This window comes from Brevundimonas sp. TWP2-1 (genome assembly GCF_049897645.1).
GTDB lineage: Bacteria > Pseudomonadota > Alphaproteobacteria > Caulobacterales > Caulobacteraceae > Brevundimonas.
The window spans coordinates 829863-847820 of the sequence record NZ_JAFCWR010000001.1 but is presented as its reverse complement, the minus strand read 5'-3'; the positions used below and the strand labels follow the sequence as shown (position 1 = coordinate 847820).

At 65.8% G+C, this 17958-nt stretch carries 16 protein-coding genes and 1 tRNA gene; 11 read left to right on the top strand and 6 right to left on the bottom strand.

Features of this window, described 5'->3' with window-relative positions; all coding sequences use genetic code 11:
- The first annotated feature begins 183 nt into the window (after positions 1-183).
- Complete coding sequence (locus tag ACP7BH_RS04325) at positions 184-2736, top strand: glycoside hydrolase family 3 protein (protein ID WP_425983399.1); 2553 nt, start codon at positions 184-186, stop codon at positions 2734-2736.
- Between the two features lie 293 nt (positions 2737-3029).
- Here ACP7BH_RS04325 and ACP7BH_RS04320 read toward each other — a convergent pair.
- Positions 3030-3105, bottom strand: a tRNA-Lys gene (locus tag ACP7BH_RS04320).
- 156 nt (positions 3106-3261) lie between these two features.
- Between ACP7BH_RS04320 and ACP7BH_RS04315 the strand changes: the two genes are divergently transcribed.
- The gene (locus ACP7BH_RS04315) at positions 3262-4683 is read left to right on the top strand and encodes an amino acid permease (RefSeq protein WP_425983401.1); all 1422 of its coding nucleotides are present in this window, start codon (positions 3262-3264) and stop codon (positions 4681-4683) included.
- Entirely contained in the window at positions 4683-5036 is a 354-nt protein-coding gene (locus ACP7BH_RS04310) for an Hpt domain-containing protein (RefSeq protein WP_425983403.1), read from the top strand. The genes ACP7BH_RS04315 and ACP7BH_RS04310 overlap by 1 nt, the downstream gene beginning before the upstream one ends.
- 214 nt (positions 5037-5250) lie before the next feature.
- Here ACP7BH_RS04310 and ACP7BH_RS04305 read toward each other — a convergent pair whose 3' ends face one another.
- Both ACP7BH_RS04305 and ACP7BH_RS04300 read right to left on the bottom strand, forming a co-directional pair.
- Positions 5251-5583 (bottom strand): chorismate mutase, encoded by a 333-nt coding sequence (locus ACP7BH_RS04305; protein ID WP_425983405.1) that lies wholly within the window; start codon positions 5581-5583, stop codon positions 5251-5253.
- Between the two features lie 40 nt (positions 5584-5623).
- A complete protein-coding gene (locus ACP7BH_RS04300; RefSeq protein WP_425983407.1) occupies positions 5624-6451 on the bottom strand; it encodes a ferredoxin--NADP reductase in 828 nt (275 codons plus the stop codon).
- A gap of 109 nt (positions 6452-6560) precedes the next feature.
- On the opposite strand from ACP7BH_RS04300, the gene ACP7BH_RS04295 reads away from it, so the two are divergent.
- The 6 genes from ACP7BH_RS04295 to egtB all read left to right on the top strand — a co-directional run bounded on the left by ACP7BH_RS04295 (position 6561) and on the right by egtB (position 14589).
- The gene (locus ACP7BH_RS04295) at positions 6561-8810 is read left to right on the top strand and encodes a DPP IV N-terminal domain-containing protein (RefSeq protein WP_425983409.1); all 2250 of its coding nucleotides are present in this window, start codon (positions 6561-6563) and stop codon (positions 8808-8810) included.
- Positions 8744-10237: an amidase gene (locus ACP7BH_RS04290; protein WP_425983411.1), complete on the top strand. Its 1494-nt coding sequence runs from the start codon at positions 8744-8746 to the stop codon at positions 10235-10237. Before ACP7BH_RS04295 ends, ACP7BH_RS04290 begins: the two co-directional genes overlap by 67 nt.
- Before the next feature lie 74 nt (positions 10238-10311).
- A complete protein-coding gene (locus tag ACP7BH_RS04285) occupies positions 10312-10590 on the top strand; it encodes a SemiSWEET family sugar transporter (RefSeq protein ID WP_425983413.1) in 279 nt (92 codons plus the stop codon).
- An 87-nt stretch (positions 10591-10677) separates the two neighbouring features.
- Complete coding sequence (locus tag ACP7BH_RS04280) at positions 10678-10983, top strand: SCP2 sterol-binding domain-containing protein (protein ID WP_135195860.1); 306 nt, start codon at positions 10678-10680, stop codon at positions 10981-10983.
- Between the two features lie 103 nt (positions 10984-11086).
- Entirely contained in the window at positions 11087-12298 is a 1212-nt protein-coding gene (locus ACP7BH_RS04275; protein WP_425983415.1) for an acyl-CoA dehydrogenase family protein, read from the top strand.
- A gap of 131 nt (positions 12299-12429) precedes the next feature.
- A complete protein-coding gene (gene egtB / locus ACP7BH_RS04270) occupies positions 12430-14589 on the top strand; it encodes an ergothioneine biosynthesis protein EgtB (protein ID WP_425983417.1) in 2160 nt (719 codons plus the stop codon).
- A gap of 99 nt (positions 14590-14688) precedes the next feature.
- Here egtB and ACP7BH_RS04265 read toward each other — a convergent pair whose 3' ends face one another.
- Together ACP7BH_RS04265 and ACP7BH_RS04260 are read right to left on the bottom strand one after the other, a co-directional pair.
- Complete coding sequence (locus ACP7BH_RS04265) at positions 14689-14910, bottom strand: general stress protein (RefSeq protein WP_346495335.1); 222 nt, start codon at positions 14908-14910, stop codon at positions 14689-14691.
- A 116-nt stretch (positions 14911-15026) separates the two neighbouring features.
- Positions 15027-15188: a hypothetical protein gene (locus ACP7BH_RS04260; protein ID WP_425983419.1), complete on the bottom strand. Its 162-nt coding sequence runs from the start codon at positions 15186-15188 to the stop codon at positions 15027-15029.
- Between the two features lie 101 nt (positions 15189-15289).
- Here ACP7BH_RS04260 and ACP7BH_RS04255 point away from each other — a divergent pair, with 101 nt between their 5' ends.
- Positions 15290-15583, top strand: a complete 294-nt coding sequence (locus ACP7BH_RS04255) for a hypothetical protein (protein ID WP_346495334.1) — start codon at positions 15290-15292, stop codon at positions 15581-15583.
- Positions 15584-15597: 14 nt separating this feature from the next.
- On the opposite strand, the gene ACP7BH_RS04250 is transcribed toward ACP7BH_RS04255, so the two are convergent.
- Positions 15598-16299 carry an MBL fold metallo-hydrolase gene (locus ACP7BH_RS04250; RefSeq protein WP_425983421.1) on the bottom strand — a complete coding sequence of 234 codons (702 nt, stop codon included), beginning with the start codon at positions 16297-16299 and terminating at the stop codon, positions 15598-15600.
- A 204-nt stretch (positions 16300-16503) separates the two neighbouring features.
- Between ACP7BH_RS04250 and tig the strand changes: the two genes are divergently transcribed.
- Entirely contained in the window at positions 16504-17850 is a 1347-nt protein-coding gene (gene tig / locus ACP7BH_RS04245; RefSeq protein WP_425983424.1) for a trigger factor, read from the top strand.
- Positions 17851-17958: the final 108 nt, after the last annotated feature.

Here is a 17958-nt window from a genome sequence, read left to right as displayed (position 1 = left end):
AAAATCAGGCGTCGGTCAACGACGTATCGGGAGCGAACCTCGGGTTCAACGGATTTCGCCGCTGTCGGCGCGTCGCGCGACGCCTGGATTTTTGCAGACCCTGAGCGAACTTCCGGTGCGACCTGCATGGTCGCGCCGGGTTTTTCGCCGCATCGTTTTCGCCGACAGCCTAACGGACCTGACATGACCCTGCGTATCCCGAACGCGCGCCGCAGCGCTGTTTCCGCTCTCGCCTTGGGCGTCGCGCTCGCGACCGGCGCGTGCGCCGCGACGGGTTCGACCCGCCAAGCGGCTGTTCAGGCGGTGACGGCCCAGGCCTCCATCGTGACTGACGCGGCGCGTGCGCATCCGGCGCTATGGCCTCGTGCGGCCTCGCCGGCGGCGATGACGGATGCGGCGACTGAGGCCTTCGTCACCGAACTGATGAGCCGGATGACGCTGGAGGAGAAGGTGGGTCAGACGATCCAGGCGGACATCGCCTCGATCACACCGCAAGACCTGCTGACCTATCCGCTGGGGTCGATCCTGGCGGGCGGCAACTCCTCGCCCGGCGGCGACGAGCGCGCCTCGGCGCAGAAGTGGGTCGAGCTGGCCCAGGCCTATCGCCGCGCCATCGCCCAGCGCCCGGGCGCCACCATTCCGATGATCTACGGCATCGACGCCGTCCACGGTCACAACAACATCGTCGGCGCCACCATCTTCCCGCACAACATCGGCCTGGGCGCCGCGCGCGATCCCGACCTGATCCGCCGCATCGGTCAGGCGACGGCGCTGGAAGTCGCTGTCACCGGCGCCGACTGGACCTTCGGCCCGACCCTGGCCGTGCCCCGTGACGACCGCTGGGGCCGCGCCTATGAGGGCTATGCCGAGAACCCGGAGGTTGCCCAGAGCTATGCCGGGCCGATGACCCTGGGTCTGCAGGGGACGCTGTCGGCCGATCATCCGCTGACCGCCGGCCATATCGCCGGCTCGGCGAAACACTTCCTGGCCGACGGCGGCACCATGGGCGGCAAGGACCAGGGCGACTACGCCGGGTCCGAGCAGGAGCTGATCCGCACCCATCTGTCGGGCTATCCCCAGGCGATCGACGCCGGGGTGCTGTCGATCATGGCCAGCTTCTCCAGCTGGAACGGCGTCAAACATTCGGGCAACGAGACCATACTAACGGACGTGCTGCGCGGCCCGCTGGGCTTCGACGGCTTCGTGGTGTCGGACTGGAACGCCCACGGCCAGCTGCCGGGCTGCTCCAACGAGAGCTGCGCCCTGGCCTTCAACGCCGGCATCGACATGTTCATGGCCCCCGACAGCTGGAAGCCGCTGTACGAAAGCACCCTGGCCCAGGCCCGGTCGGGCGAGATTCCGATGGCGCGTCTGGACGAGGCCGTGCGTCGCATCCTGCGGGTCAAGGTCAAGACCGGCCTGTTCAACGACAGCCGCCCGGTCGAGGGCCGTCTGAACGAACTGGGCTCGCCCGCCCACCGCGCCCTGGCCCGCGAGGCGGTGCGCAAGTCGCTGGTGCTGTTGAAGAACGAGGGCTCGGTCTTGCCGATCCGCGCCGGAGCGCGGGTGCTGGTCGCCGGTCACGCCGACGACATCGGCCAGGCCTCGGGCGGCTGGACCCTGACGTGGCAGGGCACGGGCAACGCCAACGCCGACTTCCCCAACGGCCAGTCGATCTGGGGCGGCATCCGCGAGGCGGTCGCGGCCGGCGGCGGTCAGGCGACCCTCAGCGCCGACGGATCGTTCACCCAAAAGCCCGACGTGGCCATCGTCGTCTTCGGCGAGACCCCCTATGCCGAGTTCCAGGGCGACGTGGATACGCTGGACTTCCTGCCGACCGAACCGCTGGAGACGCTGAAGCGGCTGAAGGCGGCGGGCATCCCGACTGTGTCGGTCTTCCTGTCGGGCCGCCCGATGTGGACCAATCCCGAGATCAACGCGTCCGACGCCTTCGTCGCCGCCTGGCTGCCGGGCACGGAAGGCGGCGGGATCGCCGACGTGCTGGTCGGCGATGCGGCCGGCAAGCCGCGCCACGACTTCCACGGCACTCTGTCGTTCAGCTGGCCCAAGACCGCCACGGGCGAGCCGCTGAACGTGGGCCAGCCCGGCTATGACCCGCAGTTCGCCTATGGCTACGGCCTGACCTATGCGCGCGGCGCCCGCGTCGGCGCCCTGTCGGAAGAGAGCGGCGTGGTCAGCGCGGGCAGCAGCCTGGACCGCTACTTCGTCGACGGCCGCTTCATCGCCCCGTGGTCGCTGATGCTGCGCGACGCCGGCGGCGAGTTCCGCCTGGGCGCCGAGAAGAGCGGCGCCAGCCCGCGCAGCGGCGTGTCCGTGCGCTCCACCGACGGCGCGGGCCAGGAATCGGCCCGCGCCCTGACCTTCTCGCAGGGCGGCGGACAGGCCCTGATCGCGGCGCAGCCGGTGGATCTGGTCCGTCAGTCGAACGGCGAGATGGCCATCGCCTTCCGCTACCGCGTCGATGCGCGTGCGCAAGGCCCCGTCTTCCTGACGCTGGGCGCCGGATCGGTGGACATCACCGGCCTGATGAACGCAGCCCCGGTCGGCGAATGGCGCACGCTGAAGGTCCGCCTGTCGTGCCTGCGCGACACGGGCGCCGACCTCGCCGCCGTCGATCAGCCCTGGGGCCTGCGCACCGCCGCCGACTTCGCCGTCACCGTCGAAGACATCCGCCTCGCCTCCAACGAGGGCGACGCCGTCTGCCCGACGCGATAGCCCATTCAGACTGAACAGGGAGCACCAATTCGGGTCGGTAGATGGACGCTGTCGCGTCGATCTACCGACATGGGTTGATGACTTGGTGGTGGAGATCGAAGGACGCGTGCTGCGCAACGCGTTCGATCCGCCCGAATGTCAAAAGCTCTGACGGCGACACGTCGCTCATCCAGCGGCGTTTTCGCCGCATTCTCAACCCAGCAATGGCGTCGCTTTGAGTTTACGAGGGCTGAAACTGCCAAACGCTGCGCCGGGGACGCACAGCATAACGAGCGATCTGAAGTCAAAGACGATGGTGGGTGATGTAGGGTTCGAACCTACGACCCGCTGATTAAGAGTCAGCTGCTCTACCAACTGAGCTAATCACCCGACCGATCGTCTGCGTCTTCGGGGGCGAGAGGCCTTGCCGAAGGGCGCTCCTACTACCCAGCGGTTCGGGGGTTGGCAAGCGCTTTCGCAAACTTTCTTCGGCGGGCTATGGTCCCCGTGGAATCAGCCGCGGCAAGCGGCGGGGGAGCGAGCTTCATGGCCTTCTGGAACCGGCGCCGATCGATCGACACCATGCTGGCTCCGCACGACGGACCGGCGCTGAAGAAGACCCTGGGCTGGCCGCATCTGATGCTGCTGGGTATCGGGGCCATCGTGGGCACGGGCATCTATACGCTGACGGGCGTAGGGGTGGAAAAGGCGGGGCCGGGGATCATCGTGGCCTTCGCCATCGTGGGCGTGATCTGCGCCTGCGTGGCGCTGGCCTATGCGGAGCTGGCGACGATGATGCCCGCTTCGGGCGGGGCCTATACCTACAGTTATGCGGCGCTGGGCGAGGCGATCGCCTGGATCATCGGCTGGAGCCTGATACTGGAATATTCTCTGGTGGTCAGCGCCGTGGCCGTGGGCTGGTCCGAATATGCGGTCGGCTTCCTGCGAACGATCGACATCATCCTGCCCCAGGCCCTGACGGCGGGGCCGCATGCGGATGGGGTCATCAACATCCCGGCCGTGGCCATAATACTGGCGGTGACGGGGCTGCTGCTGCTGGGCACCAAGGAGAGCGCGACGGTCAATGCCGTGCTGGTGGTCATCAAATGCAGCGCCCTGGTGGTTTTCATCGCCGTGGTCGCACCCGCGTTCGACCCAGCCAATTTCGAGCCGCTGATGCCCTATGGTTTCAACAAGAACGGCCCGGCGGGCGCTGAGGTCGGGGTCATGGCGGGGGCGGCGATCGTCTTCTTCGCCTTCTACGGTTTCGACGCCGTGGCGACAGCGGCGGAGGAGACGCGCAACCCGGCCCGCGATCTGACCATCGGCATCCTGGGCTCCATGATCATCTGCACCATCCTGTACATGCTGGTCGCGGCGCTGGCGGTCGGCTCCATGCCGTTCGGCCAGTTCGCCGACAGCGGTGAGCCCCTGGCCCTGATCCTGCGCATCCTGGAACAGCCCCTGGCGGCCCAGATCGTGGCCGCTGCCGTGATCGTGGGCGTGCCAACGGTGATCCTGGCCTTCTTCTATGGCCAGACGCGCATCTTCTACGTCATGGCGCGCGACGGCCTGTTGCCGCGCCGCTTGGGCCGGGTCTCGCAGCGCGGGGTGCCGGTGGTGGTCACCCTGTTCACCGCCGTGATCGTCAGCATCCTGGCCGGTCTGTTGCCGCTCGATGAGATCGCGGCTCTGGCCAATGCGGGAACGCTGGCGGCTTTCTCCGCCGTCTGCGCCAGCCTGCTGGTCCTGAGGGTCCGCGACGCGGTGCGCACGCGGGTGTTTAAGGCTCCGCTGGCCTGGATCATCGGTCCGCTCGGCATCGCGGGTTGCTTGTATCTGTTGTTCAGCCTGCCCGTGAACACCCAGGTCTGGTTCCTGATCTGGAATGTCGGCGGCCTGGTCATCTATTTCGCCTGGTCGTCCCGGAACTCACGCCTTGCCAAGGGCGAGGAGACGGCGGCCTGATGGCGTTGCGCGATGTGACGGGCGCGGTCGATTTCGCCGTGCTGAACGGCATGACGGGCGCAGACGACGCCATCAACGAAGAGGTGCTGGGGTTGTTCGTCCAGCAGGCCGGCCTGTGGTCCGTCATGCTGGACCCCAAGGCCGAAGGCTGGCGTGATGGGGTTCACACGATCCGTGGTGCGGCGGCCGGCATCGGCGCGGGAGACCTGGCGGCGATCTGCGCCGAGGTGGAAGGGGCGGACCAGACGCTGGCCGGGCCGGCGCTGGAGCGCGTCCGCGATGCGCTTGAGGCGGCGCTGGCGGATGTCGCGGCCTATCGTCACGAACTTATGCTGCGGGGCCTCAAGGGCTAGGCGCCGATCTGTCCGAAATTGCACTGCACTCCGAAAACGAGTGCAAAGTGCAAAAGAGTGCAATTTCGGCAGGCGGCGCTCAGCGATGTCAAAGACCGATGCGCATTATAGGGCGCCTGGATGCGGCGTTAGGTCGATTGACGCTGCTGCGACTCAAGATCTTGAAATCAAGCCGAACTTCTCAAGCCGATACGATGGCTGGCGTTCGCCGAGCTTAGCTGCGCGTCCGGTCGTAGGTCGCGAACTCGTGGGCGATGCAGCGGTCGATGAGCAGGCGCCAGACGGGCTCGGCGATGTCGGGCGACAGGTTGTGCGCCTCGGCGGCGGTCAGAACCTTGGCGACCACGTCGTCGATGCGGGCTTGGTCGAAGACGGCGTCGCGGTCGGGCTTGATGCGGGCGGCGGCGTCCATATAGCGCTGACGTTCGGCCAAAAGGGCGACCAAGGCGCGGTCCAGGGCGTCGACGCCCTGGCGGACGTCGGCCATCGACTGGCATTCGGCGGGATCGACGCGGGCGTCGACTGCGACAAGGGCAGGGTGGTGCATGGCCGTGGGGTTAGCCGCTCAGGCCGTCCAAGCCAAGACGTCAGCCGACGAAGGCGCGTTCCAGGACGTAGTCGGCGGGCTCGGCGTTCGAGCCTTCCTTCAGACCATAGGTCTCCAGCAACTCGCCGGCTTCCTTGATCATGGCCATCGAGCCGCACAGCATGACGCGGTCGCGGGCGGGATCGAAGCCTTCGGGCAGGCCCAGGTCGCGGAAGAAGTCGCCCGACTTGATCCGGTCCGTGATCCGGCCCGGATTTTCAAAGGCTTCGCGCGTTACCGTCGGGTAATAGGTCAGCTGGGCCTTGGCCTCGTCCCCGATCAGCGGATCGTCATGGATCTCGCGGGTGAAGAAGTCGCGATAGGCCAGGTCGGCGACGCTGCGCACCGTGTGGATCACATAGACATGGCCGAAGCGGGCATAGGTGTCGGGATCGCGCGCGACGCTGAGCCAGGGCGCCAGGCCCGTGCCCGTGCCGATCAGGAACAGCCGCTCGCCCCCGGTCAGGGCGTCCAGCACAAGGGTGCCGGTCGGCTTCTTGCCCATCAGGACGGTGTCGCCGGCGACGATCTTTTGCAGGCGCGAGGTCAGGGGGCCGTCGGCGACCTTGATGGAGAAGAACTCCAGTTCCTCGGCCCAGCAGGGGCTGGCGATGGAATAGGCGCGCAACACGGGCTTTCCCGGTACACCGTCTTTGGCTTCGCCCGGCAGGCCGATCATGACGAACTCGCCCGAGCGGAAGCGGAAATCCTCGGGCCGTTTGACGCCGAAGCTGAACAGGCTGTCGGTCCAGTGGCGGACCCACAGAACCTCAAGTTCGTTGAACGGGCTGGCTTTCACGGGAGCGGGGGAGAGGGCGGCGTCTGTCATGGTGCGGCCTCTGTAATCTGAGACCCGCTCGCAGGGAAGAAAAAGCCTTTCGTCCGACGGCGACTTTTCCTCGTGACGGCTTGCAGAAGGGCCGCTAGCGTCCCCGCCCATGCGCACAGTTCTTCTTGCTTCGACCATCCTCCTGTCGGCCGGTTCCGCACTGGCCCAAGAGACACCCTCCAACATTTTGACGCCGGAACGAGTCTTCTCCAGCCCCAGCCTGAACGGGCCGGTGGCCAAGGGCGTCAGCCTGTCGCCGGACGGCCAACTGGTGGCCTTCCTGCGCTCGCGCGAGGACGACGTGGACGTTCAGGACCTTTGGGCCGCTCCAATCGGCGAGGGTGAACCCTACAAGCTGATCGACGCCCGCGCCCTGGTTCCCGACGCCGGCGAACTGTCCGAGGCCGAGAAGGCGCGGCGCGAACGGATGCGCATCAGCGCGCGGGGCGTGGTCGATTATTCGTGGGACCAGCAGGGCCGCTACATCCTGGCGCCGCTGGAAGGCGACATCTTCCTGGCCAGCCGCGCCGACGGCAAGGTGCGCCGCCTGACCGAGACCGCCGCCGACGAGATCGACGCCAAGGTCTCGCCCAAGGGCAGATATGTCTCCTGGGTCCGCGACCAGAACCTGGTGGTCTATGATCTGGCCACCGGCCAGGAGACGCCGATCACCGACGACGGCTCCGGCCTGATCACCTGGGCCACCGCCGAGTTCATCGCCCAGGAGGAGATGGATCGCGACACCGGCTACTGGTGGAGCCCCGACGAACGCTACATCGCCCTGACCCGCGTGGACGAAAGCCCGGTGGACATCGTCCCCCGCTTCGAGATCACCGGCGCCGGCGCGACCATGGTCGAGCAGCGCTATCCCCGCGCCGGCCGCCCCAATGCGGTGGTCGAGCTTTATGTCCGCGACCTGCAAGGCGGAGGCCGGGTCAAGGTGGACCTGGGCTCCAACACCGACATCTATCTGGCGCGGGTCGATTGGGCCGACGACGGCAAGACTCTGTACGTCCAGCGCCAGTCGCGCGATCAGAAGACGCTGGACCTGCTTAGCGTCGATCCGGCCACCGGCGCCTCGCGCGTGATCCTCAGCCAGAAGGCCCAGGCCTGGGTCGATCTGAACAACGACTTCCATGTCCTGCCGGACGGCCGCTTCATCTGGTCGAACGAGGACAGCGGCTGGCGGCACCTGTATCTGTACGATCGTAACGGCCGTCAGCTACGCGCCATCACGCGGGGCGACTATCCGGTCAAACATCTGGACGGCGTCAATGCCCAGACCGGCGAGGTCTATTTCACCGCCTCGATGCGCGACGGCAAGGAACTGCCGATCGAACAGCAGATGTTCCGCGCCAGCCTGAACCGCACGGTCGATCCGGTGGCGGTGACGCCCGCCGGCGGCTGGTGGTCGGTGTCGGTCAACGGGCCGGCGACGGCCTATGTCGGCAACTATTCCGATCCCAAGACCCCGCCCCAGTCGGCCCTTTACCGGATCGACGGCACGCGCGTGCGTTGGATCGAAGAGAACAAGCTCGACGCCGCCCACGCCTTCGCCCCTTACGTCTCGCGTCTGCGCGCGCCCGAGTTCGGCTCGATGCAGAGCCATGGCGAAACCCTGGTCTGGCGCATGACCACCCCGCCCGATTTCGATCCGTCGAAGAAATATCCGGTGGTGATGCAGGTCTACGGCGGCCCCGGCACCGGTGCCGGCGTGCAGAAAAGCTGGCAGCCCCTGACCAACCAGTTGCTGACCGAGGCGGGCTATATCGTCTTCCGCGTCGACAACCGCGGCGAGGGGGACCGGTCCCAGGCCTTCGAAACCAGCATCTATCGCCGTTTGGGCATTCCTGCGGTCGAGGATCAAGCTTTGGCCGCCAAGTGGTTGAAGACATTGCCCTATGTCGATGCAGACCGGATCGCCATGATGGGCTGGAGCTTCGGTGGCTTCCTAAGCCTGCTGGCCGTGACCGAGCCCGAGGCCGGTCTGGCCTCGGCCCTGGCCGGCGCGGCGCCGACGGAGTGGAGCCTGTACGACACCCATTATACCGAACGCTACATGTCCACGCCGCAGGCCAACCCCGAAGGCTACGCCGCCACCGACGTCCTGCCGCGACTGGATGATCTGACCGGCCGCCTTCTGATCCTGCACGGCATGGCCGACGACAATGTCATCTTCGGCAACGCCACCCGCGTGATCGACGCCCTTCAGGCCAAGAGCATGCCGTTCGAGATGATGCTCTATCCCGGCCAGAGACACGGCGTCCGCGGCGAACCGAGGCAACTGCAGCAATGGCGAACCTATCTCAACTTCCTGGACCGCACGATCGGCAAGCGGGCGGAACCCGCCGCCGACTGATCCTGGCCGCTGCGGTCGCGCTGGCCCTTGCAGGCTGCGCGACCGGGCAGGGCGGCTATCCGTCAGCATCCGCCGTGGTCGCGGCGGGGCGGGCGAACGACACCGCTCATGCGGTGTTGCGCTGGACCGATACCTCGCCCAGCCGGGGCGCGTCGGCGATTTCTGGCATGCCGATCCTGCTGAAGGACAATATCGAGACGGCCGACATGCCGACCACGGCTGGGTCGCTGGCTTTGGCGGACAACGCACCCGGTCGGGATGCGCCTCTCGTCGCCAGATTGAGGGCCGCCGGGGCGGTGATCGTCGGCAAGACCAATCTGTCGGAATGGGCCAACATCCGGTCTTCGGACTCGATCAGCGGCTGGAGCGCGGTGGGCGGCCAGACCCTGAACCCCTATGACCCCGCCCGCACGCCGTGCGGGTCGTCGTCAGGCAGCGGGGCGGCGGTGGCGCTGGGCCTGACGCCGGTTGCCATCGGGACGGAGACGGACGGCTCGATCACCTGTCCGGCTTCGGTCAACGGCGTAGTCGGGTTCAAGCCCACCGTCGGCCTGGTGTCGCGGACCCATATCGTGCCGATCAGCCATTCCCAGGATACGGCCGGGCCGATGGCGACGACGGTCCGGGATGCCGCCAAGGTACTGACGGTCATCGCCGGGTCCGATCCGGCCGATCCCGCCACGGTCGAGGCCGACGCGCGCAAGGTGGACTATGCGGCCGGGTTGGACGCTGGTGCTCTGCGCGGCGCGCGGATCGGGGTGATGCGGTTCCTGAAGGGGTATTCGGCCGAGACCCAAGCGGTATTCGAACAGAACCTTCAGGCCCTGCGCGATGCGGGCGCCGTGCTAGTCGATCTGCCGGAGGGGCCGGACGGTCGGGTCATCGGAGCGGCCGAGTTCAAGGTGCTGCTGTACGAACTGAAGCACGACCTGAACGCCTATCTGGCCTCGACCGACCCGGAACAGGTCCGCACCCGCAGCCTGGCCGAAGTGATCGCCTTCAACGCCGCCGAGCCGCGCGAGACGGTGCTGTTCGGTCAGGACATTTTCGAGCGCGCTCAGGCGATGGGCGATCTGACGGCGGCTGATTACATGGAGGCGCGCGCGACTTCGCTGCGGCTGGCGGGACCGGAGGGGATCGACCGGCTGATGCGAGACAATGCCCTGATCGCGCTGATCGCCCCGACGACCTCGCGGGCCTGGACCAACGATCCCAAGGACGAGGACGACATGGAGGGCTCGGCCAGCCAGTTGGCCGCCGTCGCCGGCTATCCGCACCTGACCGTGCCAATGGGCTTTGATCGAGGGATGCCGGTGGGCTTAAGCTTCCTCGGCGGGAAGTGGGAGGACGCACGCATCCTTTCGCTGGGTTACGCCTTCGAACAGGCGACGCAGGCGAGGCGGTCGCCGCCTGTCGTTCGACCCTGACATCGGTTCGGGGCGGCCGCGAGGGATTGCGGCATGACAAACGGCGACTCTCACTTTCAGCGGCGGATCATCGCGTGAGCGACCTGATCGCAAATATCGTCGGCTCTGCCGCGGCTGTCTGCTCGATCACTAGTTTCGCGCCCCAGGCGATCAAAATCTGGAAGGAGCGCGACGCGTCCTCGGTCAGCCTGAAGACCTATTCGCTGACAGTGACCTGTTTCATGCTGTGGGTGATCTATGGCGTGATGACGCAGGCCTGGCCGGTGACGGTGGCGAACGCCTGCGCCCTCGTCATGGCCTCAGGCGTGCTGGCGATGAAATGGCGGTTTCGGGACGGTGATCCGGAGAAGTGATGCGAGCTTTACCCGACGTGATCTTGGCGCCTTCGCCGATGCGGGCTAACCCGTAGTTCACAACGTCCTTTTAGGGAGACGCCCCCAATGCCCGATCTCGCACAAGTCACCGAACACATCCGCGGCGCCGTCGGCGACAACTCCGGTCTGGGCAAGACCGTGAAGCTCGACCTCGGCGACGAGGGCAAAATCTACATCGACGGCGCCTCGGTGCCGAACACCGTCACCAACGAAGACAAGCCCGCCGACGCCACGGTCTCCATGAAGTGGGATGACTTCATGGCCCTTTCGGAAGGCAAGCTGGACCCGATGATGGCCTTCATGCAGGGCAAGCTGAAGATCGCCGGCGACATGATGATCGCCCAGAAGCTGGCTCCGCTGCTGAAGCGCTGATGCCGGTCTAAACGACCATTTATGGCGGCGCGGCTCCTGATCGGGGCCGCGCCGTTTTCGTATCGAGCGCCCGGCAGAGGCGCGAACGGGAAGAGGAAACGACATGGACTTCAAACATTCCGACCGGGCGCTGGACTGGCACGCCCGCGTCCGCCGCTTCCTCGACGAACAGGTTATCCCGCGCGAGGCCGAATACTTCGCCCAGGTGCGCGAGGACCCGACCCGACAGCCGCCCGTGATGGAGGCGATGAAGGCCGCCGCGCGCGAGGCTGGCCTGTGGAACATGTTCCTGCCCGGAGACCACGGCGCGGGCCTGACCAACCTCGATTATGCGCCATTGGCCGAGATGATGGGCGCCCATCTGTGGTCGTCGGAGGTGTTCAACTGCAACGCCCCCGACACCGGCAATATGGAAGTCCTGCACATGTACGGCGACGCCGCTCAGCAGGACCGCTGGCTGAAGCCGTTGATGGCCGGTGAAATCCGTTCGGCCTTCCTGATGACCGAGCCCGAGGTGGCCTCGTCCGACGCCACCAACATCCAGACCCGGATCGAGCGCGACGGCGACCACTATGTCATCAACGGCCGCAAATGGTGGTCGACAAATATGGGCCACCCCAACGTCGCCATGACCATCGTCATGGGCAAGACAGATTTCGACGCCGCAGCCCACGCCCAGCAGTCACAGGTCATCGTGCCCGTCGACACGCCCGGTTTCCGGGTCGAGCGGATGCTGACGGTCTTCGGCTATGACGAACGGCCCATCGGCCACGCCGAAGTGGTGCTCGATAATGTCCGCGTCCCGGTCGAGAACCTGATCGCCGGCGAGGGCAGGGGGTTCGAGATCGCGCAGGGGCGGCTCGGTCCCGGCCGTATTCACCACTGTATGCGGGTGATCGGGGCGGCCGAGCGAGCGCTGGAGCTGATGGTCGTGCGGTTGCTGAACCGGACGGCGTTCAAGAAGCAGCTGGCCGAACATTCGGTGTGGGAACAGCGGGTCGCCGACGCGCGCACCAATATCGAGATGTGTCGCCTGCTGGTGCTGAAGGCCGCCTGGATGATGGATCAGGCGGGGGCCAAGAACGCCCGTTCCGAGATCGCCCAGATCAAGGTGGCCGCGCCCCGCATGGCGCTTCAGGTCATCGACGACGCCATCCAGGCGTTCGGTGGGGCGGGCGTCTCGGGCGACACGCCACTGGCCGAACTCTACGCCACGGTGCGCACCCTTCGCATCGCCGACGGCCCGGACGAGGTTCACAACCGCACCATCGCCCGGCTGGAATACGCCAAGCATGGCGGCAGGCCGGTGCGTTGAATTCGCAGCCAGACTTACCAAATCCCTGACGACTCACCGGGGAACCCCGACCGTGGCGTGACGTTCGATCTGCTTGAACGACGCGACGCCCGGTCCGGGCAGCGGGGCTGGCGCGGAACGGAACGGCTGACATGAATGCTCGATTCGAGCCCGATACACGGGCGGCGTCGGACGTGGCGCGATTCCGGAGTGTTCGGGCGGCGATGCCCGCCTTGGCCCAAGGACTGTCGATCGAAGACCTGTCGGCGCAGTCCATGGCTGATTGCAGCCCCGGCAAATGGCACCTGGCCCACACCAGCTGGTTTTTCGAAGCTCTGATCCTGGCGTCAGATCCTGATTATCAGCCGGTCGATCCGCGCTTCCAGCAGCTATTCAACTCCTACTATGAAGCTCTGGGCGAGCGGGTGCCGCGTGACCAGCGTGGCCTGATGACACGCCCTTCGGTGGAGGAGGTGCTGGCCTATCGCCGCGAGATCGACCGGCGCATGGCCGCTTGGCTGGCGCAGGGGCCGTCGAGCGGGCTTGAGCGGTATCTGTTCGAACTGGGTCTGCATCACGACCAGCAGCATCAGGAACTTTTTCTGATGGACCTGTTGAACCTGATGTCGCGTTCGCCGCTGGACCCGGCCGCCTATGAGGTGGAACCGCGCGAGCGGCCGGTCGAGACGATGCGCGGCGGCGCGGTCGCGTTCGACGCGGGCCTGGTGTCGGTCGGTCATGGCGGAGCCGGCTTCGCCTTCGACAATGAAGGCCCGGCGCACCGGGTCTGGCTGGAGCCGTTCGCCTTAGCCGCCGATCTGGTGACCAACGGCGACTGGATCCGGTTTATGGAGGATGGGGGCTACACCCGATCGGACCTTTGGCTTTCGGACGGCTGGGCGACGGTGAAGGCCCAGTGCTGGACCGCGCCGCTGTACTGGCGCTGCGACGGCGGCGACTGGACGGTCATGGGCCTGACCGGCCGCACCCCGGTCGATCCCGCGGCGCCCGTGCGCCATGTCAGCTTCTACGAGGCCGACGCCTATGCGCGGTGGGCCGGCAAACGGCTGCCGTCCGAGGCGGAGTGGGAACATGCGGCGACGACCGCGCCCGAGCGTTTCTCGAACCTGTCAGGCGAGGTCTGGCAGTGGACGTCAAGCGCCTATGCGCCTTACCCCGGCTTCAAGCCAACGTCCGGTACCGCCGCCGAATACAACGGCAAGTTCATGGCCAATCAGATGGTGCTGCGCGGCGGCGCCTTCGCCACGCCGTCCGATCATGCCCGAGTGACGTATCGGAACTTCTTCTACCCGCAACAAAGGTGGGCCTTCATGGGTCTGAGACTAGCCGAAGACGCCCCGCACAGGCACGCCGCGCCGACGGACGACGCCCAGACCGCAGGATTCCGGCGCGACATGGTCGAGGGTCTGTCGCGCGATCAGAAGGCCGTGCCGCCCAAATGGTTTTATGACGCCGAAGGGTCGCGGCTGTTCGAAGAGATCACGGCCCTGCCGGAATACTATCCGACCCGGCAGGAGACGGCTTTGCTGCGCGACAGCGCGGTGGCCCTGACCGCCGATTTTGGGCCGAACGCCGTGCTGGTGGAGTTCGGATCCGGGGCCAGCGAGAAGACCCGTATCCTGCTGGACGCCGTACCTGATCTGGGCGCCTATGTGCCGCTGGACATCAGTGAGACGGCGCTATTGGACGCCGCGACCCGCATTCGCGCGGATTATCCGAGCCTGACGGTTCAGCCGGTGCTGGGTGACTTCGAGCATCTGGCGCCCTTGCCGGACGATTTGCCGCGGGGACGCCGAATCGGTTTCTTCCCCGGCTCGACCATCGGCAATCTGCAACCGGACGAGGCCGAGCGTTTCCTGGCGGCGGCGCGACGGATGCTGGGGGAGGGGGCGCTGTTCATCCTCGGTGTCGATTTGGTGAAAGATCCTGCGATCCTGGTCGCCGCCTATGACGACAGCCAAGGCGTCACCGCCGCCTTCAACCGCAATCTGCTGGTTCGGGCGAATGCCGAACTGGACGCCGATTTCGATCTGGCCGCCTTTACGCACCGGGCGGTGTGGAACTCCGAGGCGTCACGGATGGAAATGCATCTGCAGACCGTCACCCCGACGACGGTCCGCATCGGCGATCAGTCGTTCCGCTTCATGAGCGGAGAGACGATCCACACCGAAAGCTCACGCAAGTTCACACCCGAAACCGTCGAAGCCATGGCGAAGGCGTCCGGCTGGGCTGTGGTGCGCATCGACGTGTCGCCAGAACCCAGCGTCGCTCTGGCTCTGCTTCGGGCCTGAATCGGCTTTGGGGCGTCGCAAAGCGCGACGCCCCAAAGCACAAAGAAAAAGGGCGGCGCGTCGATCGACGGGCCGCCCTATTTTATAGGTCTCAGCGGGTTATTCGCCGTCTGCGGCGTCCGCGTCTTTCTTGGTTCCGTGCGACGCTTCACCACCCTTGCGGCCGGCCTGTGCGGCGAGGCTGCGATCCTGGGAGAAGCTTCGTTTTTCGCTGGGGACGCTGGCGCCCCCTTTACGCGCGATTTCGCGCTGACGTTCGGGATCCATGGAGGCGAAACCTCGCTTGGAAACGCCGGAGGGTCGTGTGGGCTGGCTGTCCATCGGGGTCCTTTCAGTGCTGCCGTTGCGCTTGCTGAAGTGAACCCTGTGACTCGGTGACGGTTCCGTTCGGAACCCTGTTTTACTGTCACACCCCTGAACGTCTTCGTGGTTTGACTTCAGGCGGCTCCATAAGGCCTGGAATCACCTTTGCCTCCGCCATCGGGCTCCATCGGTGGAACTTCATCGGGCGTATCGGACGGCTGGATTTCCGGTTGAGGCGTGGTCTCGGGCTGGATTTCCGGCTGGGGTGTCGTGGGGGTGGGTTCGATGTAGGTCATGATGATCTTCTCCTTGCCCTTGACCAACGCGACCCCGCCATGGACGTTCAAAGGAACCACTGGTCGCCCGGTCGGTTTGTTGTGCGAACCCGGAGATCGACATGACCAACACACCCATTACTTCGCCTTCGCCAGACGACATCGTTCTGGACGATGACGATCTGACGCAGCGTCTGGACCGCGAAGCCGACGCCATTCTTGCCGGGGGCGAACGCCGCACCTTCGGCGAAACCGCATCCATTCGCCAGGCCGTGCGCGAAGACGTAGGCCTGGTGCGCGAGAAGATTTCGGGTCGCGTGCATCGCGTCCAGGAAGATATTCAGGACAGCCCGATGAAGGCGACCCTGTATGCGCTGGGCATCGGCGTGATCATTGGCATGATCCTGCGCCGCTGATCCAGGCGAGACCTTTAGGCAGGCCCCGCCGGTTCACGCTGGATCGGGGCCTGTCTCATTGCGGCGTCCGACACGAAGGGATTGGTGCGGCGTTCCTCGCCAAAGGTCGAGATCGGTCCGTGCCCCGGCACAAAGGTGACGTCGTCGCCCAGCGGCCAGAGCTTTTCGATCACCGAGCGGATCAAGGCCGGCGGATCGCTCATCGGGAAGTCAGTGCGGCCGACCGATCCCTTGAACAAGACGTCCCCGACCTGAGCAAAACGCGCCGCGCGATTGAAGAAGATCACGTGGCCCGGCGTATGGCCGCGACAGTGACGCACCTCCCAAGTGGTTTCGCCCAATGTGACCGTGTCGCCATCCTCAAGCCAGCGATCAGGCGTGAAGGGGCGAGCGTCAGGCAGGCCATACATCCGTCCGCTCTCGACGATTCGGTTGATCCAGAACTGATCCGCCTTCTGAGGGCCAGTGATCTGGACGCCAGTCTTCTCCTGCATCTCGGCCGCACCGCCTGCATGATCCAGATGGCCGTGGGTGATCCAGATCTGGTCTAGCGTCAGGCCGCGCCGCTGAACCTCGCCCAGAACCACATCCACCGATCCGCCCGGATCGATCACGGCGGCCTTGTTGGTGGCGGTGCACCAGACGGTGGTGCAGTTCTGCTGAAGCGGGGTGACGGGCGTGACGAAGACGCCGATGGGGGAGGCGGGCTGGCTCATGCGGCCAACATAACCCTGCCTGATGCGCGAAACCACCGGCCGCGATCACGCCCGCGTTGACCTTTGGGGCCCTTCTCGACATAAGGGCGGGCTTCGAGGCGCCGCTCATTCCCAAGACCTGGGGCAGGGCGGTCTTCTTGCTTTATCCATTCCGCGCCGGCCGTCCTTAAGGCCCATGCGCCACAGAGCGTCAGAATCCCGACCATGCAAGTCGTCGAAAAGTCGAACGAAGGCCTCAGCCGCGTGATCGCGGTGACCATTCCTGTTGCGGAGCTGAACGCCAAGCTCGAAGCCCGCGTCAAGGAAGTCGCGCCGCAGGTGAAGCTGAAGGGCTTCCGTCCGGGCAAGGTGCCGGTCGCCCACGTCAAGAAGACCTTCGGCCGTGAATTCATGGGCGAGATCATCAACGTCGAACTGAACGAATCCAGCCAGAAGGCTCTGGACGAAGCCAAGGTCCGTCCGGCTGCGCCTGCAGAGATGAAGCTGACGTCCGACATGGACAAGGTCATCAAGGGTGAGGAAGATCTGGCCTATGAGATGGCCCTGGAAATCATGCCCGATTTCACGCCGATCGACCCCAAGACCCTGAAGCTGGATCGCCCGACCTATGAAGCGTCGGACGCCGATCTGGACGAGGCGCTGACCGAACTGGCTGGCCAAGCCAAGTCCTACGAGGACAAAAAGGGCAAGACCGTCAAGGCCGCCGAAGGCGACCAACTGACGATCGACTTCCTGGGCAAGCTGGACGGCGAGCCTTTCGACGGCGGCACGGCCGAGGACGCGGACCTGGTGATCGGCTCGGGCCGCTTCATCCCCGGCTTCGAAGAGCAGCTGACGGGCGCCAAGGTCGGTGAAGAGAAGACCATTGAGGTCACCTTCCCCGAGAACTATCAGGCCGCCCACCTGGCCGGCAAGCTGGCCACCTTCGACGTCAAGGTTAAGGCCATCAAGGCCGAGGTCGAAGCCAAGGTCGACGAGGACTTCGCCAAGCGCATCGGTCTGGAGTCGCTGGACAAGCTGAAGGAACTGCTGAGCCAGAACCTGAACCAGCAATACGCCGGCGCCGCCCGCTTCAAGCTGAAGCGCGCCCTGCTGGACCAGCTGGACGAAGCCCATGACTTCCCGCTGCCGCCTAAGATGGTGGACGCCGAGTTCGACGGCATCTGGCAACAGGTCGAGGCCGACAAGAGCGCCGGCCGCCTGCCTGAAGAAGACGCCGCCAAGTCCGACGAAGACCTGAAGGCCGAATACCGCAAGATCGCCGAGCGCCGCGTGCGCCTGGGTCTGGTCCTGGCCGAGATCGGTCGCGCCAACAACGTCCAGGTCACCGACCAGGAGCTGAACGCCGCCATCCTGCAGGAAGCCCGCAACTATCCGGGCCAGGAACAGGCCGTCCTGAACTTCTACCGCCAGAACCCCAACGCCGCCGCCCAGATGCGCGCGCCGATCTACGAGGAGAAGGTCGTCGACCTGATCGTGGGCGTCGCCGACGTGACCGATACGCCGATCACGAAGGAAGAACTGCTGAAGGAAGACGAAGACGAGGGCTGATCGCCCTCGCTTCCAAATGATCCAAAGGCGGAGGTCGCAGGGCCTCCGCCTTTTTCATGTCTGGCCACGGCCTTGTAAGGCGGCCTTCATGACCGATATGCAGAGTAA